Source organism: Dulcicalothrix desertica PCC 7102 (assembly GCF_003991905.1).
Classification (GTDB): Bacteria; Cyanobacteriota; Cyanobacteriia; order Cyanobacteriales; family Nostocaceae; genus Dulcicalothrix; species Dulcicalothrix desertica.
Window position 1 is genome coordinate 12,404 of the sequence record NZ_RSCL01000034.1, and the last position, 21,426, is coordinate 33,829.

20 protein-coding genes are annotated in these 21,426 nt (G+C 38.8%); 6 read left to right on the forward strand and 14 right to left on the reverse strand.

The window, feature by feature from the left end:
• The first annotated feature begins 95 nt into the window (after positions 1 to 95).
• Positions 96 to 275, forward strand: a complete 180-nt coding sequence (locus DSM106972_RS43580) for a type II toxin-antitoxin system TacA family antitoxin (protein WP_127086567.1) — start codon at positions 96 to 98, stop codon at positions 273 to 275.
• A gap of 135 nt (positions 276 to 410) precedes the next feature.
• Here the strand turns inward: DSM106972_RS43580 and DSM106972_RS43585 are convergent, their stop codons facing one another.
• From DSM106972_RS43585 to DSM106972_RS43625, 10 genes are all read right to left on the reverse strand, one after another.
• Positions 411 to 920: a hypothetical protein gene (locus tag DSM106972_RS43585; protein ID WP_127086568.1), complete on the reverse strand. Its 510-nt coding sequence runs from the start codon at positions 918 to 920 to the stop codon at positions 411 to 413.
• 22 nt (positions 921 to 942) lie between these two features.
• The gene (locus tag DSM106972_RS43590) at positions 943 to 1,137 is read right to left on the reverse strand and encodes a hypothetical protein (RefSeq protein WP_127086569.1); all 195 of its coding nucleotides are present in this window, start codon (positions 1,135 to 1,137) and stop codon (positions 943 to 945) included.
• A gap of 229 nt (positions 1,138 to 1,366) precedes the next feature.
• Positions 1,367 to 1,507 carry a hypothetical protein gene (locus DSM106972_RS54360; RefSeq protein ID WP_233787056.1) on the reverse strand — a complete coding sequence of 47 codons (141 nt, stop codon included), beginning with the start codon at positions 1,505 to 1,507 and terminating at the stop codon, positions 1,367 to 1,369.
• A gap of 50 nt (positions 1,508 to 1,557) precedes the next feature.
• On the reverse strand, positions 1,558 to 1,989 hold the full coding sequence (locus DSM106972_RS43600) for a helix-turn-helix domain-containing protein (RefSeq protein ID WP_127086570.1): 432 nt from the start codon (positions 1,987 to 1,989) through the stop codon (positions 1,558 to 1,560).
• Positions 1,964 to 2,065, reverse strand: coding sequence for a type II toxin-antitoxin system HigB family toxin (locus DSM106972_RS56080; protein ID WP_411675395.1), 102 nt, complete (start codon positions 2,063 to 2,065; stop codon positions 1,964 to 1,966). Before DSM106972_RS56080 ends, DSM106972_RS43600 begins: the two co-directional genes overlap by 26 nt.
• Positions 2,055 to 2,279, reverse strand: a complete 225-nt coding sequence (locus DSM106972_RS43605) for a type II toxin-antitoxin system HigB family toxin (RefSeq protein WP_325052273.1) — start codon at positions 2,277 to 2,279, stop codon at positions 2,055 to 2,057. The genes DSM106972_RS56080 and DSM106972_RS43605 overlap by 11 nt, the downstream gene beginning before the upstream one ends.
• A gap of 286 nt (positions 2,280 to 2,565) precedes the next feature.
• On the reverse strand, positions 2,566 to 5,127 hold the full coding sequence (gene glgP / locus DSM106972_RS43610; protein ID WP_127086571.1) for an alpha-glucan family phosphorylase: 2,562 nt from the start codon (positions 5,125 to 5,127) through the stop codon (positions 2,566 to 2,568).
• A 361-nt stretch (positions 5,128 to 5,488) separates the two neighbouring features.
• Positions 5,489 to 5,983 (reverse strand): GNAT family N-acetyltransferase, encoded by a 495-nt coding sequence (locus tag DSM106972_RS43615; protein ID WP_127086572.1) that lies wholly within the window; start codon positions 5,981 to 5,983, stop codon positions 5,489 to 5,491.
• Positions 5,984 to 5,997: 14 nt separating this feature from the next.
• Positions 5,998 to 6,276, reverse strand: coding sequence for a type II toxin-antitoxin system TacA family antitoxin (locus DSM106972_RS43620; RefSeq protein WP_127086573.1), 279 nt, complete (start codon positions 6,274 to 6,276; stop codon positions 5,998 to 6,000).
• A gap of 92 nt (positions 6,277 to 6,368) precedes the next feature.
• Positions 6,369 to 6,947, reverse strand: a complete 579-nt coding sequence (locus DSM106972_RS43625) for a YdcF family protein (RefSeq protein WP_127086574.1) — start codon at positions 6,945 to 6,947, stop codon at positions 6,369 to 6,371.
• A 402-nt stretch (positions 6,948 to 7,349) separates the two neighbouring features.
• On the opposite strand from DSM106972_RS43625, the gene DSM106972_RS43630 reads away from it, so the two are divergent.
• A complete protein-coding gene (locus tag DSM106972_RS43630) occupies positions 7,350 to 8,954 on the forward strand; it encodes an AAA-like domain-containing protein (RefSeq protein WP_233787057.1) in 1,605 nt (534 codons plus the stop codon).
• Positions 8,955 to 9,283: 329 nt separating this feature from the next.
• Positions 9,284 to 12,319, forward strand: coding sequence for an AAA-like domain-containing protein (locus DSM106972_RS51825; RefSeq protein WP_158632970.1), 3,036 nt, complete (start codon positions 9,284 to 9,286; stop codon positions 12,317 to 12,319).
• A 348-nt stretch (positions 12,320 to 12,667) separates the two neighbouring features.
• Here DSM106972_RS51825 and DSM106972_RS43640 read toward each other — a convergent pair whose 3' ends face one another.
• Complete coding sequence (locus tag DSM106972_RS43640) at positions 12,668 to 13,435, reverse strand: transposase (protein WP_127086576.1); 768 nt, start codon at positions 13,433 to 13,435, stop codon at positions 12,668 to 12,670.
• 600 nt (positions 13,436 to 14,035) lie between these two features.
• Between DSM106972_RS43640 and DSM106972_RS43645 the strand changes: the two genes are divergently transcribed.
• A complete protein-coding gene (locus DSM106972_RS43645; protein ID WP_127086577.1) occupies positions 14,036 to 14,944 on the forward strand; it encodes a DUF4351 domain-containing protein in 909 nt (302 codons plus the stop codon).
• Between the two features lie 309 nt (positions 14,945 to 15,253).
• On the opposite strand, the gene DSM106972_RS43650 is transcribed toward DSM106972_RS43645, so the two are convergent.
• The 3 genes from DSM106972_RS43650 to DSM106972_RS43660 all read right to left on the reverse strand — a co-directional run bounded on the left by DSM106972_RS43650 (position 15,254) and on the right by DSM106972_RS43660 (position 19,326).
• Complete coding sequence (locus tag DSM106972_RS43650) at positions 15,254 to 16,516, reverse strand: nickel/cobalt transporter (protein ID WP_127086578.1); 1,263 nt, start codon at positions 16,514 to 16,516, stop codon at positions 15,254 to 15,256.
• Positions 16,517 to 16,542: 26 nt separating this feature from the next.
• On the reverse strand, positions 16,543 to 17,922 hold the full coding sequence (locus DSM106972_RS43655; RefSeq protein WP_127086579.1) for a tetratricopeptide repeat protein: 1,380 nt from the start codon (positions 17,920 to 17,922) through the stop codon (positions 16,543 to 16,545).
• A gap of 210 nt (positions 17,923 to 18,132) precedes the next feature.
• Positions 18,133 to 19,326 carry a DUF4331 domain-containing protein gene (locus DSM106972_RS43660; RefSeq protein WP_127086580.1) on the reverse strand — a complete coding sequence of 398 codons (1,194 nt, stop codon included), beginning with the start codon at positions 19,324 to 19,326 and terminating at the stop codon, positions 18,133 to 18,135.
• 420 nt (positions 19,327 to 19,746) lie between these two features.
• Between DSM106972_RS43660 and DSM106972_RS43665 the strand changes: the two genes are divergently transcribed.
• Together DSM106972_RS43665 and DSM106972_RS54365 are read left to right on the forward strand one after the other, a co-directional pair.
• The gene (locus DSM106972_RS43665; RefSeq protein WP_127086581.1) at positions 19,747 to 20,724 is read left to right on the forward strand and encodes an HNH endonuclease; all 978 of its coding nucleotides are present in this window, start codon (positions 19,747 to 19,749) and stop codon (positions 20,722 to 20,724) included.
• Between the two features lie 247 nt (positions 20,725 to 20,971).
• The coding region (locus DSM106972_RS54365; RefSeq protein WP_459178371.1) for a photosynthetic reaction center family protein at positions 20,972 to 21,426 on the forward strand (455 nt) is incomplete at its 3' end.

The window sequence follows — 21,426 nt, forward strand, 5'->3', positions numbered from 1 at the left end:
GGTGCGTTACGGCACGACAAACCAGCAACGCGCGCGAGCAACCTTCAGGCCCGTAACGCACCACCAACCAATTAAATAAACAGAGGGTTCCCAAAATGAAAGACGCAAACAAAAAGCAAAAACAGTTAGAGGCTAGATGTGAGACTAACAACGAATGTATTTTAAGCGATATAGACCGAGATTTATTTCTATCTCTAATCGAAAATCCACTAGAACCAAATGAAGCTTTAAAATTAGCTATGGCAAGATTTAAAAATGAGTACAAAGGTGAGTAAAGAGCGAAATTCTACACTGTATCACTAGTGGTTGGTTTATTCTCCTCTGTGCCCTCGACGCCTCTGTGGTAAAAAAATGTATGTGAGACATAAACCTATTTACTTATTATAAATATACAATAATTATACTAATCGTTAGCTAGTGATTTTTGTTTTTGAACTTTTAATAGACCATATTATACTAGGACCAACTTTGATAACCATTTGGTCAGGAGTGAAAACTTCCCAGTAAGGTAAATCAGTATCTTCTTTATCAGGAAATAATATTAAATCACATTTATTCCCAAAACTAACAGTCAAAATCAGATTTGGATAGCTAATTTTCACGTTAGTTATAGTATTGTCTTTTATAATATTTATTTTGTTTTTAATTCCCTCCGGGTCATCGTCGGAAGATACTACAACTTTATCTAAACAGTTAAGTTGCCATTGGGTTGCTCTTGTACCTAATATCCACGCTCCTTTTTCCTTACCTGCCATTGATTTTTGCAAGTAAGGTATTTTTTCTCCAATATGAAGAGTTAATTCATCTCCATAGCTTAAATTAGCCTTCCAACAGGTTTCTCCAATTAATCCATTCATTATTTGGAGAAGCTGATTTAAATCGCTAGGTTTAATTATATCTTTGACTTGAGTTTCTATCATATTTTATCTACTTCACTTAATATTATCCTAATCCTAAAAATTCACGAGCTTTTTGCCTAAGTTCTTGGTAAGTAAAGTCCCCACGCTCATGTTTTGTTCCAACATTCCCAGACTCTTTTTCTTCCTCAATAAAATCGCCAAAGTCTCTTCTCTCCTCCTCTGTCATATCAAATTCACGAGCAACAGCTTCTAATTGCTGAATATCTTTTTTACCCAAATATGCTCTCCTAGAAATTTAGAAGCCATAACAAAACCAAAAATTAAAGTCAGCTATAGCAATAATCCAATGTTAAATTTTTTACTCTTCTTCGACAAGTCCAAACTCCAGACGTAACTCTTCTACTGTTCTTGGTTTAAAGGTCTGTGATGAAGCGCGTTCAATAGCAGCAACCAAACGTGATGCATTTTCAGGTGACTGAAATAAATAGGCAGTTTCAATAATGCTGTTAAGTTCTGCGGTTGGAATAACTGCAACGCTTTCGGCGCCTTACGAGCGTTACTACAACTGGTTCACGGGTTGAGAGTGCTTGCTCATAAATTTTATCAAAGTTATTGCAAGCTTCGATATAGGTAGTTGAGTCAGGCATATATTTGTTTTATATGGATTATATTAATGCTAGCAGCGTTTGCTCAAAGCTTACAATGAGGCGTCAATCATATTTTTTTGGCAAATAAGTCTAGGAGATACATTGAAAAAATTAGCCAACTTTTCAACTTCATCTTGACTTGGCGCCCTTTTACCACTCAAGATTTCTTCAACTTTAGTATCAGTGCCCAAAATTGATATTAAATCTTTAGGCTGGAGGTTAGATTCTTCTAGTAAAGCTTCTATCATCTCAATTCCTTTTAAAACAGGCATAGGTTCATGCTGTTGTTCATAGTCATAAACCAAAGTACCAAGCACTTTTAGATAGTCTTTGTCATCCTGAGTAATATTTTTTTTATCTAAAATAGAATCGATTCGTTCTTGAGTAGCTACTAACTCAGCTTCGTTAGTAATTGGACGCGGAGGAAAAGTAGTAATTAGCTCAAGATAATAATTGCTAGGCGCTTTTAAACCAGTCGTCATCTTTCCAGGTATCCTTATCGTATTCGGCGTGGGTAAGTACAGCACGTATAAATGCTATCTGGGATTCATAATCCATAATCTATATAGGTTATTAGCCTATATTTATTGCCACCAATATTAAAAACAGTAAAATTACCAACTAAATCGGCTGATGCAAAGACTTGTCGTAAATCTTTCAAATTATCGAATTTTTCATCAGACACACGTTCATACCATAATAGTAGTCCTTTTTTAGAAGAGGAATGTTTTTCCCAAAACTCTCTAAGCTTATTTTTGCTAATAACACGCATATAAAATGTTATTTTACACCCTGATTTTTAATAACCAATAATTATTAAAACAGTTTTATTTCTTCTGTATAATGTCCCTATACTATTTCAATAGTAAAAATAGTATAGCTAATCTTTTATTTGTCTATTATGGCAAGTAATAATAAGCAATGTTAAAAATAAATTCGCTTTCTCGCAATAAGCTCTAATAAGAAGGGCGGGCAAGGATGCCCGCTCCACAAAAGTTATATTTTACTAAGCACTTACTACTCAGCACTCAGCACTCAGCACTTTCTACTGATTACTCTTACTCTGCCCAAACGATTAATCTGGGTTCGTAAGCGCTTGATAGGTATTCGTGTTTTGGAAGTACGCGCAGTGATAATCCTTGTAAGCCGGATGTATTGTATACAATTTCGGCTGTGTAAGTACTTAAATCGTTTTCGTCGGTGCCTTTGTATTCCATTACAACAGGTTCACCGTTGACAATTTCGCCGTTGGCATCGATGGCGCCTTGATATAATTCAACTTGCACATCGTCTTTTTTCAAGGAAGCCAAGTCAACTTTTGCTGTAACACTAACAGTTTGGTTAACTAAAATATCAGTTCCAGATGATACGTTAATATCTTTGATTTTGATATTAAACCAACTGGTTCTTAATTTGTCTTTCCAATCTGCAAGTTCTTTAGCTGGAGCGTAATTATTTGCTATGAGATTGTGGTAACGGTCGCTAGCTGGGAAATACGCGCGTTGTGCATATTCTCCTACCATCCGTGCGGTGTTGAAGAAAGGACAATTCAAGCGAATTGCATCTTTCATTTTCGCTACCCAATGTCTCGGTAATGCGTCAGCGTCACGGTCGTAGAACAATGGCACGACTTCTTTCTCTAATAAATCGTATAGCGCATTTGCTTCGATTTCGTCTTGGTAGTTGGGGTCATCGTACATTTCACCATGTCCAATAGCCCAACCTGTGCTTACATAGTCTGCTTCGTCCCACCAGCCATCAAGAACGCTCAAATTTGGTAAGCCGTTCATTGCCGCTTTCATACCGCTTGTTCCCGAAGCTTCGCGTGGGCGCCTTGGTGTATTTAACCAGATATCGCAACCCGACACCATCAACCGTGCGATGTAAATATCATAATTAGGAACAAAGACGATTTGTTTTTGTAAGCCTTCTTCTTCAATAAAGTGGTTAATATCGCGAATAAGTTCTTTACCTGGGATATCTTTGGGGTGTGCTTTACCAGAAATTACAAACTGTACTTTACGGTCTTTGTTTGCCAATATAATCTTTCTGATGCGCTCGATATCGCTCATCCAGAGTGTCGCACGTTTATAAGTGGCAAAACGGCGGGCAAAACCAATTGTAAATACTTTCGGGTCAAGAACTTCTTGCGCTTGCGCTATCTCTGATGGTGAGGCGCCTCTATCACGCAGGTGTTTAACCAAACGGTCACGTACATAAAGTACCATATCCAAGCGACAACGTTCATGGTTACGCCACAATTCCTCATCTGGTATGGCGTCCATACGTTCCCATAACGGACTATCTACAGCTGCCGATGACCAGTTGGGTCCTAAATAACGGTCGTATAGTTCTTGTGTTGATTTTGCTACACAGCTACGAGCATGTACACCGTTTGTAATGGCGCCAATAGGTACTTCATCAACAGGTACACCTTGCCATAGTCCCTTGAACATCTGACGCGATACAACTCCGTGTAACTGTGCTACACCGTTCGAGAAAGTTGCCATCTTTAAAGCCAGTACCGCCATACTAAACGGCGCCGACAAATCACCCGTATTCTCTCGACCTAAACCGAGAAATTGCTCTTTGTTCATGCCGAAAATATCAGCGTAATACCCCAGGTAATGCAGCATCTTGTCAGGCGAGAACAAATCTATTCCAGCAGGTACAGGGGTATGGGTAGTAAAGATATTCGAGGAAATTACAACTTGCCGCGCGGTTGAATAATTCAAACCTTTCTCTTGAATGTAGATGCGGATACGTTCTAATGCTGAAAACGCCGCATGTCCTTCGTTCATGTGGTACGAAGTTACATCGTAACCCAAAGCTTTAAGCATCCGCACACCACCAATACCAAGCATAATTTCTTGGTGGATACGCATGTCGATATCACCACCATATAACTGGTCGGTAATATTATGGTCGTAAGGATTATTTGGCTCAATATTAGTATCGAGCATGTAGAGTGGTACAGACCCTACTTGAACTCGCCACACACGCGCGTAAACCTTGCGTCCAGGGTATTCTACCTCAATTATTAACTCCGAACCGTCCTCAGATCGTTCGAGGTGTAACGGCATGTTGTAAAAATCGTTGATGGGGTAACGTTCTTGTTGCCAACCATCAGCGTTGAGGTACTGTGCGAAATATCCTTGCTGATAAAGTAAACCAACACCAACCAAAGGTAAACCTAAGTCACTAGCACTCTTGAGGTGATCCCCAGCCAAAACTCCTAAACCACCTGAATATACAGGTAAGCAGTCAGCCAACCCAAACTCAGCAGAAAAGTAAGCGTAACATTCCTTTGGTTTACCTGCACGCTGTTTTTGATACCAGGTGCGTTCTTTCAGATAATCTTCTAATTGTTGCGCTGCACGACCCATTTGCGCCAGGAAGCCTTCATCTTCCACTACTTCCGTTAAACGCGCTTGGCTAATTGTACCCAGCATCAATACTGGGTTGTGACGACTACTTTCCCATAAATTGGGGTCTAGGCGCCGAAATAAGTCTTTTGCTTCTACATTCCAATCCCAATGCAAGTTATATGCGAGTTTTCGCAATGGTTCTAGTCGAGATGGTAAAGATGGTGATACGTTAAAAGTGCGAATGGGCTGCATAGAGGGATGCCTACTCTAATATCTAGCTATGGGTATTGTTCACTGTCTTAACCCAATGTTGCTTACTATTTATACTATCTTTGTGATATTTTAATGACTTTGTAAACTTATATTAACTTCTTAAATTTCCGCCTTAAACAAGCCAAAAATCGCCTCTTACTTCCATATCGTCTATTTTCCGCGTATTTACTAAAGGAAAACTTAACCTTTGGCGCCTGAGTTTAGAGTGGAGAATATTGAGTTGCTATCGAGTTGGTATTGAGTTATAAGAGTTGATCCCCCCAACCCCCCTTGGTAAGGGGGGCTAAGAATGATTCCTATTCCCCCCTTACCAAGGGGGGCAGGGGGGATTTACTCGTTATCAAGATTGCAATATTTTCTTGATATCCTTCATCAATAAAAAGAGATGTAGGAGGTCGGTTGGACTAGATTCAAAATCAAACTTTTCATACCAAGCGCGCGCGCTATCATCTTTAGCGTGAACAAGCAATGCCCTTATTCCTGCTATATCAGCGGCTTGATATGTTCGCTTTAATGCATCTTTCAATAATCCCTTACCTATTCCTTTTCCTTGTTCTCTCTTAGATACTGCTAAACGAGCCAAAATCATTACTGGTATAGGATGTTTCGCCAACCCTTTAGACACACGAGTTGGCGCCTCATCGTGCATAACGGCGCCGACGGTTAAACTGTAGTAGCCAATTACACGTTCATCTAAACAACCTACATAAGTTTGGGCGCTGTTGGACTGTTGGTTCTGAAAAGCATAACGTTGGAGAAAGCGATTCAAATCTGAATTTCCACAGTCAAAATCTTCAATATTATGAGTTGCCGATAATTTTTCGATTTTTAGCACAAACCAAAAATACCTTATTCAAACACACTTGGCTCTGTCAAAAGACGTTTTAAATTAGGCTTATCTTGTGTAGGACGGTCTAAGGCTTCTTGAAAAGCTTGCCATTTTTCATCATCCAACACAAATAAAACGCGATTTGTTAATGTTTCTGATGCTGCTGTTAACCCATGCTCTAGCAAAAACTCGCTGACATTCTTGTGTGACGCGGATGCTGCCTGCTGTAACAATTTCTTAACAGCGGGACTTGTACGAATATCAATTCTTTCAGATTTCGATTCAGACTGGCTTTGCATTTTATAGATTGTATTTAAACATCTACCTGTATTATACACACAACGTCACGACAATATAATTCATCCCGCAGGATAGCTAACCGTCCCGCTTGTCACTTAGCATCATAAGTGCGGAATAAGTAAGATGCATAACCAACCACCTCTCTAGCAGTAGAGTAAACATCTCGTAATTCGTAAAAATTAGCATGGGCTGAGTAAACTTGAGAAATACCAAATTTATTTAGCGCTAGCTTAGAGCGGGGTATATGGAAGTATTGAGAAATAACCATTACACTTTGCCAATTATTTTCTTTCATAATGCGAGCGGTGTTTTTAGCAGTTAAATAAGTTGTGTTACCTTTGCTATCTACATAAATACGCGCTTCTGGTATTCCATGAGCAACGAGGTACTGTTTCATAACTACTGCTTCGTCAAAACCTTCAATACCCACTCCACCACTTACAATTACATTTGCAAACAAACCTTGTTGATACAATTGAATTGTTTTATCTAATCTCGCTTGTAAACGAGGTGAGGGTTTCCCATTGGTTTCGACTTTATTACCAAGCACCACAGCACTATCTGCTTGATGAATATCATCATGTAACCCATCAATTACTAAAATTGCTGCTGGAACACAGAGCGTTGAAAGTACTCCAAGTGCAAGAATTATTTTAAAAAGGCGCTTCATTAATCAGATTTGATTCAATAGTGTAGATTCATAGCTCTATATTTTAATCCCCCCTGCCCCCCTTAATAAGGGGGGTAAAAGAAGTTTTTCTTAGCCCCCCTTATTAAGGGGGGTTGGGGGGGATTTGTTTCAACCCACCAAAATTAATCACACAAACCATTAGACTTTGTTTGTAACCAATAACTTATCCGTTACATCCGTTACATCCGTTGCCAACTTTCTTAACAATACCTAAATTACTTGAGAATGGTTATTCATGTAAAATATAAACAAACAAAGTTCAATTTGCATATATTTACCTAAAATCTACCTATATAAATCTATATCTCTAATTTGATATAGCCCTCAATATTAAACTTACTGGTTAATATGGACGATAAATTTTATACTAAAATTCTATTAATGTCCGCAAATCCTCTCAGTACATCTAGATTGCGTCTAGATGAGGAAATGCGTGAAATTAAAGAGGGTTTAAAGCGTTCTAAGCACCGTGACAAATATATAATCAACACAGCAGAAGCAGTTAGGTATAGGGATATCCACAGAGCTATTCTCGATTACGAGCCGCAAATTATACATTTTTCTGGACATGGTGCGGGTGAGGAAGGGTTGCTATTTGAATCGGAGGCAGGTCAAACTAGATTTATTGATGCAGCAGCTTTAGCTCAATTATTCCAACTCTTTAGCGAGCAAGTAGAGTGCGTTGTTCTCAATGCTTGCTACTCTGAATATCAAGCAAAGGAAATAGCCCGACATATCAATTATGTGGTGGGTATGAGTAATACAATTGAAGATAGAGCAGCATTAGAGTTTGCTGTAGGTTTTTACGATGCGTTAGGAGCAGGTAAAGGTTATAAATTTGCTTATGAACTAGGTCGCAGTTTGATTAAAATTGCGGGAATACCCCAGGAGTTAATACCGCAGTTAGTTACAAAAGATGATTTACAGGCGCCATCCGAATCACAATCTCAGGTAGAATTGCCAGATACCGCTGATAATAACTTTGATACCGATATATATATTAACCGACCGCCAATAGAGACAAAATGCTATGAAACCATTTTACATACAGGCGCCTTGATACGAATTAAGGCGCCAACTAAAATGGGCAAGACTTCACTATCAGAAAATTTGCTCTCTTATGCTAGCGAACAGGGTTATGCAACAGCAAAACTAGATTTAAAGCTAGCAGATAGTTCGGTACTTGATAACTTACAAAGCTTTTTACAATGGTTGTGTGCGGATGTTTCCGATAGTTTGGATATGGAAACGAAGCTATCGGAGCATTGGGAAGATATATATGGATTAAATAAAAACTGTACTCGTTACTTTCAACGCTATTTATTGACCAATATTGAAAATCCGCTTGTACTTGCCATAGATAACTTTGAACTACTGTTTGAATACCCTGATATATTCTCCGAATTTAGCAAACTCCTGCGAAGTTGGTATGAAAAAGCCAAACAAGGGGATAAGATAGGCAACATTTGGAAAAAAATGCGCTTAATTGTCGTTCATTCCACAGATGCTTATCCTACACTCGATACCAACTATTCTCCGTTTAACGTTGGGTTAGCGGTTGACTTACCAGAATTTACTCAGGGTCAGGTAGAAGCAGTAGCTAGAGGATATCACTTAAACGGGAAAGTTGGAGAACAAGGAGTAAATCAATTAATGGAGCTAGTAGGAGGACATCCTTATTTAGTGCAACAAGCATTTTCAAACTTGAAAAATAAGCAAACTAGTCTCAAACAGCTTTTACAGCTTGCACCAACCGAACAAGGTATTTATGCAAACCATTTACGTCAGTTGCTCTGGAACTTACAGCATAACCCTTTATTAAAAGATGCTTATAAAAAGGTAGTGATGGCTAAATATCCTGTACCTGTTGATTCAGAGGTTAGCTTTAAATTACAGAGTTTAGGTCTAGTAAAGCTTTCTGGTAATGATTGTATTCCTAGCTGCGATTTATATAAACAATATTTTTGCGCGCGTCTTGTAGCATAGGCATCTTGCCTGTGCAGTCACATATTTTTTTAACCACAGAGGCGCCGAGGACACAGAGGAAAAATTATTAAGATATCTACTGCAAAAGGCTAAGATTCGTACTTCTGTCATGCTGAGGAACGAAGCATCTTAAAAATTTCAAGGTACGAAGCATCTTAAAAATTTCGTTTGCTTGAGGACATACTGTGTAACTCACAAAATTTTATGACTTAAACTAGTACTTTAAGTAAAAGAGGCGCCATTAAATATAACCTACTCGTTTGCAGTATAAATTCCTAACTCCCCTACAGACGTGACATGTCACGTCTCTACAATTCCTAACTCCCATTATGTTAGAACAATACATTTTTTCCGGTAGTCTCCCAGAAAATGCAAGCACCTATGTAAAGCGCGAAGCTGATAAAGAATTATATGAAGGACTCAAAGCTGGTAAATTCTGTTACGTTCTTAATTCCCGACAATCGGGAAAATCTAGCTTGCGAGTGCGAACCATGCAACGGTTGCGAGATGCGGATGTTGCTTGTGTATCGATAGATTTATCTAGCGATAGTGTTCAAGATGCGACACCGGAACAGTGGTATGTGGGTTTGATAGATTATTTCATTGAAAGCTTTGATTTAGATGTGGAGTTAGGGAAATGGTGGAGCAAATACCAATTACTTTCCCCATTATCTCGGTTTCGCAAGTTTATCGAAGAGGTTTTGCTTGTTGAAGTTCGCGAGAATATTATTGTTTTTATCGATGAGATAGATAGCGTTCTCAGTTTCAAGTTTCCCACCGATGACTTTTTCGCTTTTATTCGCGCTTGTCACAATCAACGAGTCGATAATCCTGAGTATAACCGCCTTGCCTTTTGTTTACTAGGGGTTGCATCGCCAAGTAATTTAATCTCAGATAAAAACCGTACCCCGTTTAATATTGGTCAAGCAATTATACTCAAAGGGTTTCAACTGCATGAAGCGGAACCGTTAGAAAAAGGGTTAAGTCCTTACTTTGAAGATACGCGCGCGGTAATCAAAGAAATATTACACTGGACAGGAGGACAACCATTTTTGACGCAAAAGCTATGTCAGTTCATGGTTGAAGAATCAAAAACAGCAAATCCCCGTACTGTCGAGCAAATAGTCAAAGCAAAAATAATTGAAAATTGGGAATCACAAGACTTTCCCGAACATCTACGTACTATTCGCGATAGAATACTCCGGAATGAAGAACGTGCGGGGTATTTATTGGAGTTGTACCAGCAAGTGCGCGCGTCTGGGGAGATTACAAATAATGACAGCATTGAGCAAAGTGAGTTAATGCTGTCAGGGTTAGTAGTGAAGGGAGAAAATAAATTACGAGTTTTAAACCCAATTTATTATCAGGTCTTTAATCAAAACTGGATTGATACAGAGCTAAAAAAATTACGTCCTTATTCCGAAGTGTTTCGAGCTTGGGTTGCTTCTGGATGTAGCGATGAGTCGCGACTTTTGAGAGGCAATGCGCTCTTTGATGCTGAAGAATGGGCAAAGGATAAGAATTTAACTCATCAAGATAAAGAGTTTTTAGCCGATAGTAGAAACAAAGAAACTCAAGAGGAAATTGCTGCACAAAAAAAAGAAGCGCAGTTGGAGAGGGAGAGGAAAGATAGAGAAGCGGCTGAGAAAAGGAACCTATTATTAACCGAAGCGAATATTAAAGCTAAACGGCAGATTCGTAATGGTTCGGCTATTTTATTATTAACTTTATTGGCTGCTGTCACGTTAGGAATATTTGCAACAGGAGAAGGTAATAAAGCACTAGAAGCACAACAACAGTTTAAAAATGTTAAAAAACAAGCGGAAGAACAAGGGAAAAAAGTTAGAGAATCTCAACAGCAAGTTCAAAGCTTACAAGCAACCGCTAACGTTGCCGGACGAGAAGCACAACAAGCAAGCAAAAAAGCTCAAGAGGAACGAGGAAAAGCTCAAAAAGCAGAACAAAATGCTAAAGATGCTAATAAAAAAGTGCTAGAAGCAACAAAACAAGCTCAAAATGCAAAAATAGATGCTAATAATGCTAATCAAGATGCCGAGAAAGCCAAAGAAAAAGCCAAATTAGAACAAAAAAAGGCTGCACAAGCAGAAGAAAAAGCTCAAGAAGGACAACGTAACGCTAATAAATCACAAATTAGAGCTAATGAGGCTAATGGAAAAGCGATAGAAGCACAACAGAAAGCGCAAGAAGCGCAACAAGAAGTAGGAAAGTTAAAAGATAAGCTTATTTTGGCACAGAAAGAAGTTGAAACTGTTCAACAACTATCTAAATTAGCCGGAGACTTACGAGATAAAAATCTGACATTTGAGTCAGATGAAGCTTTAAGACAGGCTGGTTTATCCTTTAGAGTTAATAACCATAACCTTAAACAAGCGCTTTTACTTGCTTCAATAGCGCGAGCATATAAACAACTTAACAACCCTAAAGCAGATGCGGAAATTAAAAAAAGTTTAGAAGAACTGAATAAGAGCCAAAAAGAAAGTATAAATATTAATCAAAGAGTACAGATTAAAATTTTAGCTAAGAACATAGAAGGTAACATACTGGAAAATAAAAATGATGCAAAAGCCTTAAATTCGTATCAAGAAGCATTTCAAATTATTCAAAAATATTCAAGGCAAAAACCAACCTTCTATTCCAACGAAATAAATCCGTTTCAGCAAAATCAGAAAGAGCAAATTCTCTCAGCAAATGATATTGAATCGGGCTATCGAAGTTTAATTAATTTACTCATAAAAAATCAGAATCAAGAAGATTTGAAAACAGTGAGAGATTCTCTTAAAAATCACTTATACGCTGGACTCAAATATTCCTTAGAAGCAAAAGACTTGAAAGCAAAAAATTGGGAAGAGGCAGACAGAAAAACTGACCAACTTGTGCTCCATATTGCTAAGAGAGAAAAAGAAGGTTTTTTAGATACTCAAAGTCTAGAACAATTTTCTTGTACAGAACTAAAAGAAATTGATGATTATTGGAAGCAATACTCAAACGGGCATTTTGGCTTTAGCGTACAGAAAGACATTTATAAAGAGACGGGAAATAGGCTAGGATTAAAGCCCCAGGACTGGAATGACAAGGATACCGAAAACTATTACAATTTCGCACGTCGAGTTGGATGGTATAATGATAAGCTAGAAGAAACAGAAGGAAGAAGACAAAGCTCAGGTGGATTTATGCGCTACGAAGACTATATAGAGCGTATAAAAGATGACCCCTTAAACCCTACGGTACGAGGTGGGTTACCCTATGGAGATACCCTGGGGAGGGTTTACCCTATGGAGATACCCTTGAGGGGATTACTGATACGAGATGGGTTCTTTTCTCGCGTTGCGACTTGTAAACTGTAACATATAAGCGCTTCAGACTTTTATAAAGATTTATTACACGAGCATTTTCCACGCAATAATCAGCATTCCCGGATTTCGATACCTGGTCGATACCTGGCACTAGGGATTCTGGATTGGGGATTTTCGATTTCTGGATTGGGGATTTTCGATTTCGGATTGGGTTTTTTAGCAATATTACGTGTACGAAATAAATTTTGCCCACGCTGTAGAGACGTTACATGTAACGTCTCTACGTATGACGTATATAACGTATGTACGAGGGTTTATTAAATTCACCGACAAGGAGAGTTCTGGGAAATTTGACGGATAATTGCGGAAAATAATGTATTTTCACTCTCCCAAACTTCATTATTCATCATTGAAAAATTGTGCAGCAATTTTCTGGTCATAACAATTTGCCATTACAAACTTTTCTGCAACCTCACGCACTTCTGAGTCTGTAACTTCCCAATTATCCCAAGGTAGCTTCATTTGTCCAGGTGATGATTTCTTTTTCCCCTTGCCTTTTATCACCTTTGGTAACATCTTACTACCCCAGTGGTAGCGCTTCTCTGGTTTCGACTTGGGTGTATACTTTTTACAAAACGCGCGGTATCTTGCAGCACATTCTTCTAGACTTTTGCCCAAAGTTAAAAAAGCAGGATGCCATTTAGTTAACCCATCATCGGTTAACCTATCATAAGTACCATAGTTGCTGAAATCGTAGAAAAAACCCTGTTGCATTCCTGCGGCTTTGGGATTAGCGTGAATATACCGCAATGTCCTTAATGCACTTTGATGCTCGTGCTTATAAAAACCTGAACTGTGATATCTCTTTTCCCAAAAATGACCAGTACGATTCAACATACGATTAAAGCACATTGCTGTGTACCAGTTTAGCCAATGCATTATTCTAGGTAGGTGTTCGGGCAATAATGGTTCGAGTAAGTAATGAATGTGATTCGACATTATGCATACACCGTAAAGCTTAAAATCAAATTTATCCATTGCTTGTTTTATCGCGTAAATAAATACCTCTCGACATTCGTGACGTACTAAATTAAATTCGCGATTGTTACAGCGGGTAGTAACGTGGTAGGAATATCCGGGTTTGAGGTCGCGTGGTTTACGGGGCATTATAGATTGGTGGGTCAGGCGCCTTGCCGTTCCCTACATTTTTCGTAACAGCAGTCCAAGCCTACCTGAGTCAAAAGTTTTTGGTTGATGTTGTAATTATTCGTAATCGTGAACCTCTCCCCGTCACGAGGATAGGTTTGGAGAGGGGTTTTACACAATTCAAATATTGGCGCCTTTCCAAGCAGAAACTAGTGGTTCGTGTCATAAGTTTTGATGTGTTGACGCAGATTTTTGATCCCCCCTAACCCCCCTTAATAAGGGGGGAACAAGAGAGCTATTCTTAGCCCCCCCTTATTAAGGGGGGTTGGGGGGATTTAACTCTACACCCCAAAATTAATGACATGAACCACTAGATTTGTTCACCCAAACGAAAAACCTCAAACAATGATAAATATTATTTTAACCTGTTAATAATCATTATCATCAGTATACGCGCGAGTTTAATTCATACAAAAACAGCTTTGCACCCTGGCGCAAACGTTTTATCGAATGAGAATAATAGTGATTTTATATACACACAAATTATTACAGAATTTAATACTAAGTTACTATCAAGAATGATATTTTGGTATTTATCAAAACAGTTATAATAGAAACTGAATGACTCGATTCATACATGACCAGTTTAGTAAAGATTTTATCGAATCTTTACTGGCGCCTTTTGGTTCCATAAAAGCACCAAGTCGCGTTGCAGCAGAAGTAAAGATGATAGATATTTTATTTACTCCTCGTGTGCTGCAAAACCCTGAGTTAGCACCACTGGGTCTACTTGGAAAGTTTGCAGAGTTCCCTGCAATAATTGAGCCGTTTCGTAATCCGGTACAAGAAGATGATATTTCTGATTGTATAATCAGGGTATTGGAAGTTCAAAAAGCATTGCAGCGAGAAGCAAAGCGAAATAAAACTGTTTTGTCCGAAACAGCAATACCAAAACAATGGATTCTCACACCAACGATATCGGATGACATATTATCTAAATGTAAAGCAGACCCAGACGCAAACTGGATGTCAGGCGTATATCTTACAGCAGATATATTACGAACAGCAATCGTTGCTATACACGAGTTACCAAGTCGGTCTGAAACTTTGTGGTTAAGGATGTTAGGTCGAGATACAACACAGAAAAATGCCATTGATGAATTTATCTCGTTATCAGACAATAACTCTTTCAAGCAAGCGACGCTAGAATGTTTGTACAACTTCAAGCAAAATCTAGAATTTTATAAACCAGAAGATACAGAAGAAACGGAGTTACTTATGAGACTGGCGCCACTTTATCAACAAGACCGCGAACTTGCCAAGCAAGAAGGCAGAGCCGAAGGCAGAGTCGAAGAAGGACAACGCTTAGTTCTACGTCAACTAAATCGCCGTTTTGGTGAGATTGATGCATCAATAATAGAACGAGTTAGTTTATTGTCTACAGAGCAATTAGAAGCATTAGGGGAAGCGCTATTAGATTTTTCTGCTTTGAGTGACTTGGAAGCTTGGTTAAATCAAGTACTTCAATAAAATTAATTCTTTGAAAATTGAAGTATAGAAAAGCGCATTGTAGAGACGCGAAATTTCGCGTCTATAAGTAATGTTGCAATTATTGGTAATTAACCGGATATGATATAATGTCTCTCGGTTTTTTATAACATCCTATAATACCCTAAGAAATTATTTCAAAAGTATAAAATTCAACTATAAGCTTGGGAAATCCCCCCAACCCCCCTTATTAAGGGGGGCTTAAATGACTTTTTTTCCCCCCTTATTAAGGGGGGTCAGGGGGGATTAAACATTCATATTACGTATTAAATATAACTTTTTAAACGTCCTCTAAGTCTGGGTTTGTATAAATGCTTGTAAAGATATTCCTACGCCAATTAAACAGATACATATTGCGCTGGCAATAGGTACAAAACGGAAAAATCGATTAGTTTTTGGCAGCTTTTCAAATCTATTTTTGCAGTAAACAAGTAATAATCCTATAGTTGTAAGTACTCCTGCGAGTCCTAAACTAAATGAAAGAACCAATATTAAACCAAAAGCTATATGTCCAGTAGCTATAGCGCTGAGTAAGAGAACCATTGCCGAAGGACAAGGTACAATTCCACCAGATATACCTAATGCGATGAGACTACTCCAAGTAATGGGTGTGTTTTCTGAAGGTAAGTGATGGTGGTGATGGAGATGATGTTCATGTTCATGTTCATGTTCATGATGGTGGTGGTGATGATGATGTGTATGAGATAGGCGCCGAATTAATAAATTTACACCAATAACTATTACAATTACACCTGATATCAAATTTAACCAAGGGTAAAGACTTTCTGCGACTATATAGCGGGAAGCAAATAATGTTAGTAAACCCAAGGTAAACACACCTATTGTATGGGTTAGTGTTGTTGTTAATCCTAAAAATACAGCATGTTTCGGAGTCGCGCGCGAACCTACTAAATATGCTCCAACCAGAGTTTTACCATGTCCGGGTGACATTGCATGTACGGCGCCCCAAAATAATGCAGCAATTATAGCTGCAAAGCTTGCTGTAAATTGCCATTTGGAATTTGGAGATAATGAAAATTCACGGCTTCGCGGATTAAAAATGACGTTTTCTACTTTTCCTGCATGATAAATTGTTGCTAGACAATGCGCTGCTGGTGCGTCAGGTACAAATAAGTCGTAGTGTATCTTTAAATTTTTGGGTGGTTGCTGCCAAGTGTAATTTAGTTGCAAGGTAGTGTGTGTTGAGGTTGCTTGTAAATTTGCTGGTGGTGTTGTAGAAGTAACCTGTAAAGTCGGGTTTTGTTTAGTTGTATCTCTAAACCGAACGCGCGAGTGCAAAAAGTTTGCTAGTTCCACTTGATGTTTTTCTACTTCCAGAGTGGTAATTTTTCCATCACGATTATCATCTGCTAATGCTACTAAACCTGTGGGTAAAGTCAGTGTAATTGCGGTTTGTGTATCACCAATATTAATTTCTGCTACTGCTAAATCAGCCCAGTGCGCTTGGCTTGGAGACGCAAAGCCAATTATAACTAAGAACATGGTGACAAATGAGATAATGTATAGTTTGTATCGGCGCCATTTAGTTTTCATAATTTAACCTAAATTAAAATTTCTATTTAAAATCCCAAATAATCTATTCCAGATATCCGTTTTGCTTGGGTATCAAAAGAAGGGTCAATTACTTTGATTCGCTGTTCGTATTCCATCGCTTGTGCATTATTTAATAATGCTTTTTCAATCGTTGCGGCACGGTATAATATTGCTGCATCGCGTGTACCTAACTGCAATGCTTCTTGAATAATTTTCTGCGCTTCTTGATTTTTCCCATTACGTAATAATGCCCAAGCAAGTGTATCCAAAGTTTGTGCATCCCGACGAATCTTAACTTCGGTTTGTATGAGTGATAATGCTTCTGTAACATCCTTGGATTTACCACGTTCGAGTAATAATCTCACCAACTCGCGTCGATGTCCAAACGAACCATTTATGCTGGAGTTTTCTTGACGCAACAATGTTTCTGCTTTTGTGAAAAATACATTTGCACTTTTTTCATCACCTTGTAATTGCTTGATTTTGGCTTTGCCATGTAAAACTGCGTGGTCAAAAGTTGTAGAGGCGCCAGAGGAGTATACGCGGATTTGATTATAATAATTTTCTGCGGCGCCATAATTACCTCGACGAGTTTCTAATTCGGCTAAGTGTAAAATTGCTAGGGGATATTTGGTTAAAATTCGTAAAGCTTCCCGGTACAAACCACTCGCTAAATCTAATTTCCCTTGTTTGTAATAAATACGACCCAAAGCAACGCGCGTCCAAGCTGAAGTACCGTTTTCCCCTGCTTCCTCCACTGCAATAGCAGATTTAAATGTGTCTATTGCTATATAATGTTGTCCTTGAGCGGTTTGCACTAAAGCTTGTAAAGTTAAGCTTGCTTGACTGGGTATATGTTGCACAAGTAAGTCTGCTGCTTTTCTAGCGGTATCTAATTTGCCCATCGCTAAGTTGGATGTGACAATAATTGAGAGTGCATCCTCGTTACTAGGTTGAGATTTAAGTACTTGTTCCGATAGTCTCAATGCTTCTGTGAAGTTATGTTGAGCTTGAGCAGTGCGCGCGAGTACGATAATTGCACCATTATTATCAAAAGGTAGTAGCTGAAGTGAACGTTGGGCAGTTGTTTCTGCTAGAAGATACCAACTATTTTGTCCTGTAGCGCGCGCTAATTTAAGGTAAGCTTTGGCTAACGCAGCATGGTTAAGTCCACTATCAGGTTGTAGTCGGTTGCGTTCTTTGTAAAAAGTGATTTCGTTAATAATTAGTTTGGTGGTGTCGGTTGTACCTGGTATTTTTTCTGTAAACTGGTAGCGGTAGGAAGATGGAATATCTTGTTTGAATAAGGTTTTGGTAAGAAGGATACCTGAAAGAGGGAGAGTGATGAGGAGTGGAATTAGTAATTTAAGCCATTTGATTTTTGGCTTGTAAAAGGTTTTTATCATTATTGTGCATTGTTGTGTAGTGTATATGTTTATCTACTAATGGTTTGTGTCAAAAATTTTGGTGTGTTGGTTTGCAACAGATGTAACGGATGTAACGGATGATTTATTTGCTACAAACTTTCGTCCAGTTATTTAAAATTACTTATCCGTTACATCCGTTCATCATCCGTTGCCAATTTTTCTACACCCCAAAACTTATGACACAGACTATTAATTAGGCAGTGCCAAATAAGGAAACTCTCTTTCTAAAGGTTTATGTCCTTGTGCAGGATTTCCGGGTGTACCTGCGTAGGAAACGTTATCGCTGGTAACTTTACCGTTGGTGAGAACACTGAGGGTAGTATCAATTACGTCATCGGTTAATTTACGTCCAGTAATTGGGCTACCTTTAGCGTTGAGCGCATTACCGTAACCACTACTCACTGTTGTATCAATCCGCATTACATCAGGTAGAAATGCACCAAGTAAAGCCGCAGTACGTTGGTCATCATTACCCAAAGCTTTAAGGGTTTTTGTAGCCTCGGCGCCAATGGGAGCAGCAGCAGGACTCAAGTCAACGGTGGGTGGAACACTGTTAAAGATATTCAACAAATCATTATTCACAATTAAACCTTCGTTAACACCAGGGCGCCCCAAACGTTCAAATTGTCGAAATCTACCTGTGCGAGCATCGCGTACCGAAATCGTTTGCCAAACATCAAAAGTGGTTGTATCAGTGCGTCCTTGTAGTAATTTGCGGGGAACACGAACAACTATTGCGTTAACGTTGTAACCTGTAGCAAAGTCTATAGCTTTTTCAGGGGGACGAAACCCAACGGCAGGCCCAATACCTAAAGCACCTGCACGGACTCTGAAAAATTGTTCTACATCAAAGAAGAACGGGTCTTCACGTAAACCAGCAAATACACTGACTCTGGAGTTACCTAAAATAAATTCATTAATAGTGGGATTTGCATTGAGCGGTGTGGTTGTACCCTTCGCGACTTCCTGACGAGAACCATCCATAACAGCGGTTAACACAAAATCTTGCTCACCTCTATTATTAGGGGCGCCAAATTGGAAACGTAAAGTTACATCTTGTTTCCCTGTAGGTGTTTCATTTTTGTTAGCAACGCGCGTAACTTTAAATTCATAAAGTGCATTAGTACTGAAAAAATATTGTTGCCGTGCGACTGAACGCGGGTTCGTATTCATTACAAATATCAAATCATCTTGACGCACGCTCGGATTCTCGTCTTGTTCACGAAACACATACAAGTCAGTTAAATTAACATTTCTACCCTTGGTATCAACCTCACCATCATCATGGTCAGATGCTTGCACATATTTGGGCACGAATGTTAGTACAGTTAATATTAAACCTAAGCTGATGGCGCCCAGCTTCCATACCCCTTTGCATTTCATAAGTATTTACCTTGCATTTTATTCGTCTAAATGTTGCCAGATGCCACTGCTTACAAACCAGTCCAAAAATTATTCAGTTTTTACTCACTTTTTATTCAACCCAGGAATTCCATCCACGGGATTACGATTTAGTACAAAATAATTACTAAAAATATTTGATTTTTTTCGTAACAGTAAGTGTATTCATAGTTAGTTATTTTAATAAAGCGCGGCGAAACTAATTTTATTTACTAATTCATGAATGGCGCCGTTTTCAAAGCTAGTTTAAGATTTTCACATTATTGCACCTCATAGGGGATGTGTACTGCACATCTCCTTTTTCTTAGTTATGTAACTATATATACTTACAGTCTAGACAAACCGGATATAGTAATGCCAAGCTGTAAATATTACTGATAATCAAAACTTGGCAGTATAAAAATGGATTTCATCAATCAAGTTAAAAAAACTACTACAGATGCTATCAATACCGTTTCTGATGCAGCGAATGAAATTAAAGTTGCTGTTGAAAATACCACAGCAGGAGCAATAGCAACAGTCACTAATACAGTGCAACCAGGTGTAGAAGCTATTCAAAACGCTGGAAAATCTATAAGTAATACTGCTTCTACAACAGTTGCATTTGCGACATCTGGTGTAGTTATTGGCGCCGCTCTCAAGGACTTACCCCAAACAGCGCAACAATTACTAGTTGAAATGCCCAAAATTGCTAACAGGTTGAAATATAGAGCAGGTGTAAGGGTTGGGGAAGCACCCAGAAGTGATGCGGATGTAATGAAGTTATTTAACAAAATACCAGGTACATCAAAGTTGGGCGCCTCCGAAAGAGACATTCGCCAATTTTTATCAGACAAACACGGTAGCCATATTCATCCTCATTCTAAAGGAGGAAGCAACGGCGCCGATAATATAGTGTGGGAAATAGGCGCCGATAATATTCGTCGTGGCGCCAATATAATGACACCAGGTGAGCAAGCTTATATTCGCGTGTACAATGCAGTTGACTCAATACTCAGGAATTCAGCCACTATAGCAAAACTTGGTATTACAGCAACAGGCGCCGCAATGTTGACTCAAGCTATAGTTGTCGCTATATCTTACTCGCTTGATTTACAGCGTGGAGATATCACAGTTGAGCAGTATAAAGATTTAATTCTTAAAGAAGTCATCAAAACGGGTATTGCAACTCCTATATTCTTTCTCATTTTCGTGGTTGTCTTAGCACTTATCCCTGAACTAACTGTACTACTATCGGCGCCTATCGTGGTTGCTGGGTTTAACGCTTTATTTGGCATGAGCATTGCTTTACCAATTGTGCAATCAATAATTCGCCATATTGAAGCTGGAGGATTTGGAGAGGAAACAGCAAATCAATACAAAAAACTAAGTGTTTCTTAAAAGACTTCTAAATAAAAAATTTCTAAACTTCTCTTGTGGGGTGGGCATCCTTGCCCGCCTCAGCTTGAAACGGGCAGGGATGCCCGTTCCACAAGACAATTACAAGTTATATAAGTAACACTGATATATTTGATAACTAATGATAATCACTCATTACTTGTAATTGTTAAGCAATGTAAACTATATTAGAAACAAGCAAGCACATCGCTTGTATACATATTCATTTTCTAATCGCACTTATAAAACCATGACCGCAACTTTACAACGTCGCGAAACAGCGAACGTGTGGGAACAGTTCTGTCGTTGGGTCGCTAGCACCGAAAACCGCCTTTACATTGGTTGGTTCGGCGTACTAATGATTCCTACCCTTTTGGCAGCAACAACTTGCTTCATCATTGCATTTGTAGCAGCACCTCCCGTTGACATTGACGGTATTCGTGAGCCAGTAGCTGGTTCCTTAATGTACGGAAACAATATTATTTCCGGCGCCGTAGTTCCTTCTTCTAACGCTATCGGTCTTCACTTCTACCCAATCTGGGAAGCTGCTTCTTTAGATGAGTGGTTATACAACGGTGGTCCTTACCAGTTGGTAGTATTCCACTTCCTGATTGGCGTATTCTGTTACATGGGTCGTGAGTGGGAACTTTCTTACCGCTTAGGTATGCGTCCTTGGATTTGCGTAGCTTACTCTGCACCAGTCGC

Excerpts from the sequence above, each read along its gene's own strand:
- DSM106972_RS51825 (WP_158632970.1), top strand. The coding sequence starts at position 9,284 with ATGTTAGAACAATACATTTTTTCCGGTAGTCTCCCAGAAAATGCAAGC.
- DSM106972_RS43620 (WP_127086573.1), bottom strand. The coding sequence starts at position 6,276 with ATGCAAAGCCAGTCTGAATCGAAATCTGAAAGAATTGATATTCGTACA.
- DSM106972_RS43600 (WP_127086570.1), bottom strand. The coding sequence starts at position 1,989 with ATGACGACTGGTTTAAAAGCGCCTAGCAATTATTATCTTGAGCTAATT.
- DSM106972_RS43625 (WP_127086574.1), bottom strand. The coding sequence starts at position 6,947 with ATGAAGCGCCTTTTTAAAATAATTCTTGCACTTGGAGTACTTTCAACG.
- DSM106972_RS43630 (WP_233787057.1), top strand. The coding sequence starts at position 7,350 with ATGTCCGCAAATCCTCTCAGTACATCTAGATTGCGTCTAGATGAGGAA.
- DSM106972_RS54360 (WP_233787056.1), bottom strand. The coding sequence starts at position 1,507 with ATGCCTGACTCAACTACCTATATCGAAGCTTGCAATAACTTTGATAAA.
- DSM106972_RS56080 (WP_411675395.1), bottom strand. The coding sequence starts at position 2,065 with ATGGATTATGAATCCCAGATAGCATTTATACGTGCTGTACTTACCCAC.
- DSM106972_RS43645 (WP_127086577.1), top strand. The coding sequence starts at position 14,036 with ATGACTCGATTCATACATGACCAGTTTAGTAAAGATTTTATCGAATCT.
- DSM106972_RS43605 (WP_325052273.1), bottom strand. The coding sequence starts at position 2,279 with ATGCGTGTTATTAGCAAAAATAAGCTTAGAGAGTTTTGGGAAAAACAT.
- DSM106972_RS43650 (WP_127086578.1), bottom strand. The coding sequence starts at position 16,516 with ATGAAAACTAAATGGCGCCGATACAAACTATACATTATCTCATTTGTC.
- DSM106972_RS43580 (WP_127086567.1), top strand. The coding sequence starts at position 96 with ATGAAAGACGCAAACAAAAAGCAAAAACAGTTAGAGGCTAGATGTGAG.
- DSM106972_RS43585 (WP_127086568.1), bottom strand. The coding sequence starts at position 920 with ATGATAGAAACTCAAGTCAAAGATATAATTAAACCTAGCGATTTAAAT.
- glgP (WP_127086571.1), bottom strand. The coding sequence starts at position 5,127 with ATGCAGCCCATTCGCACTTTTAACGTATCACCATCTTTACCATCTCGA.
- DSM106972_RS43660 (WP_127086580.1), bottom strand. The coding sequence starts at position 19,326 with ATGAAATGCAAAGGGGTATGGAAGCTGGGCGCCATCAGCTTAGGTTTA.
- DSM106972_RS43655 (WP_127086579.1), bottom strand. The coding sequence starts at position 17,922 with ATGATAAAAACCTTTTACAAGCCAAAAATCAAATGGCTTAAATTACTA.
- DSM106972_RS43665 (WP_127086581.1), top strand. The coding sequence starts at position 19,747 with ATGGATTTCATCAATCAAGTTAAAAAAACTACTACAGATGCTATCAAT.
- DSM106972_RS43640 (WP_127086576.1), bottom strand. The coding sequence starts at position 13,435 with ATGCCCCGTAAACCACGCGACCTCAAACCCGGATATTCCTACCACGTT.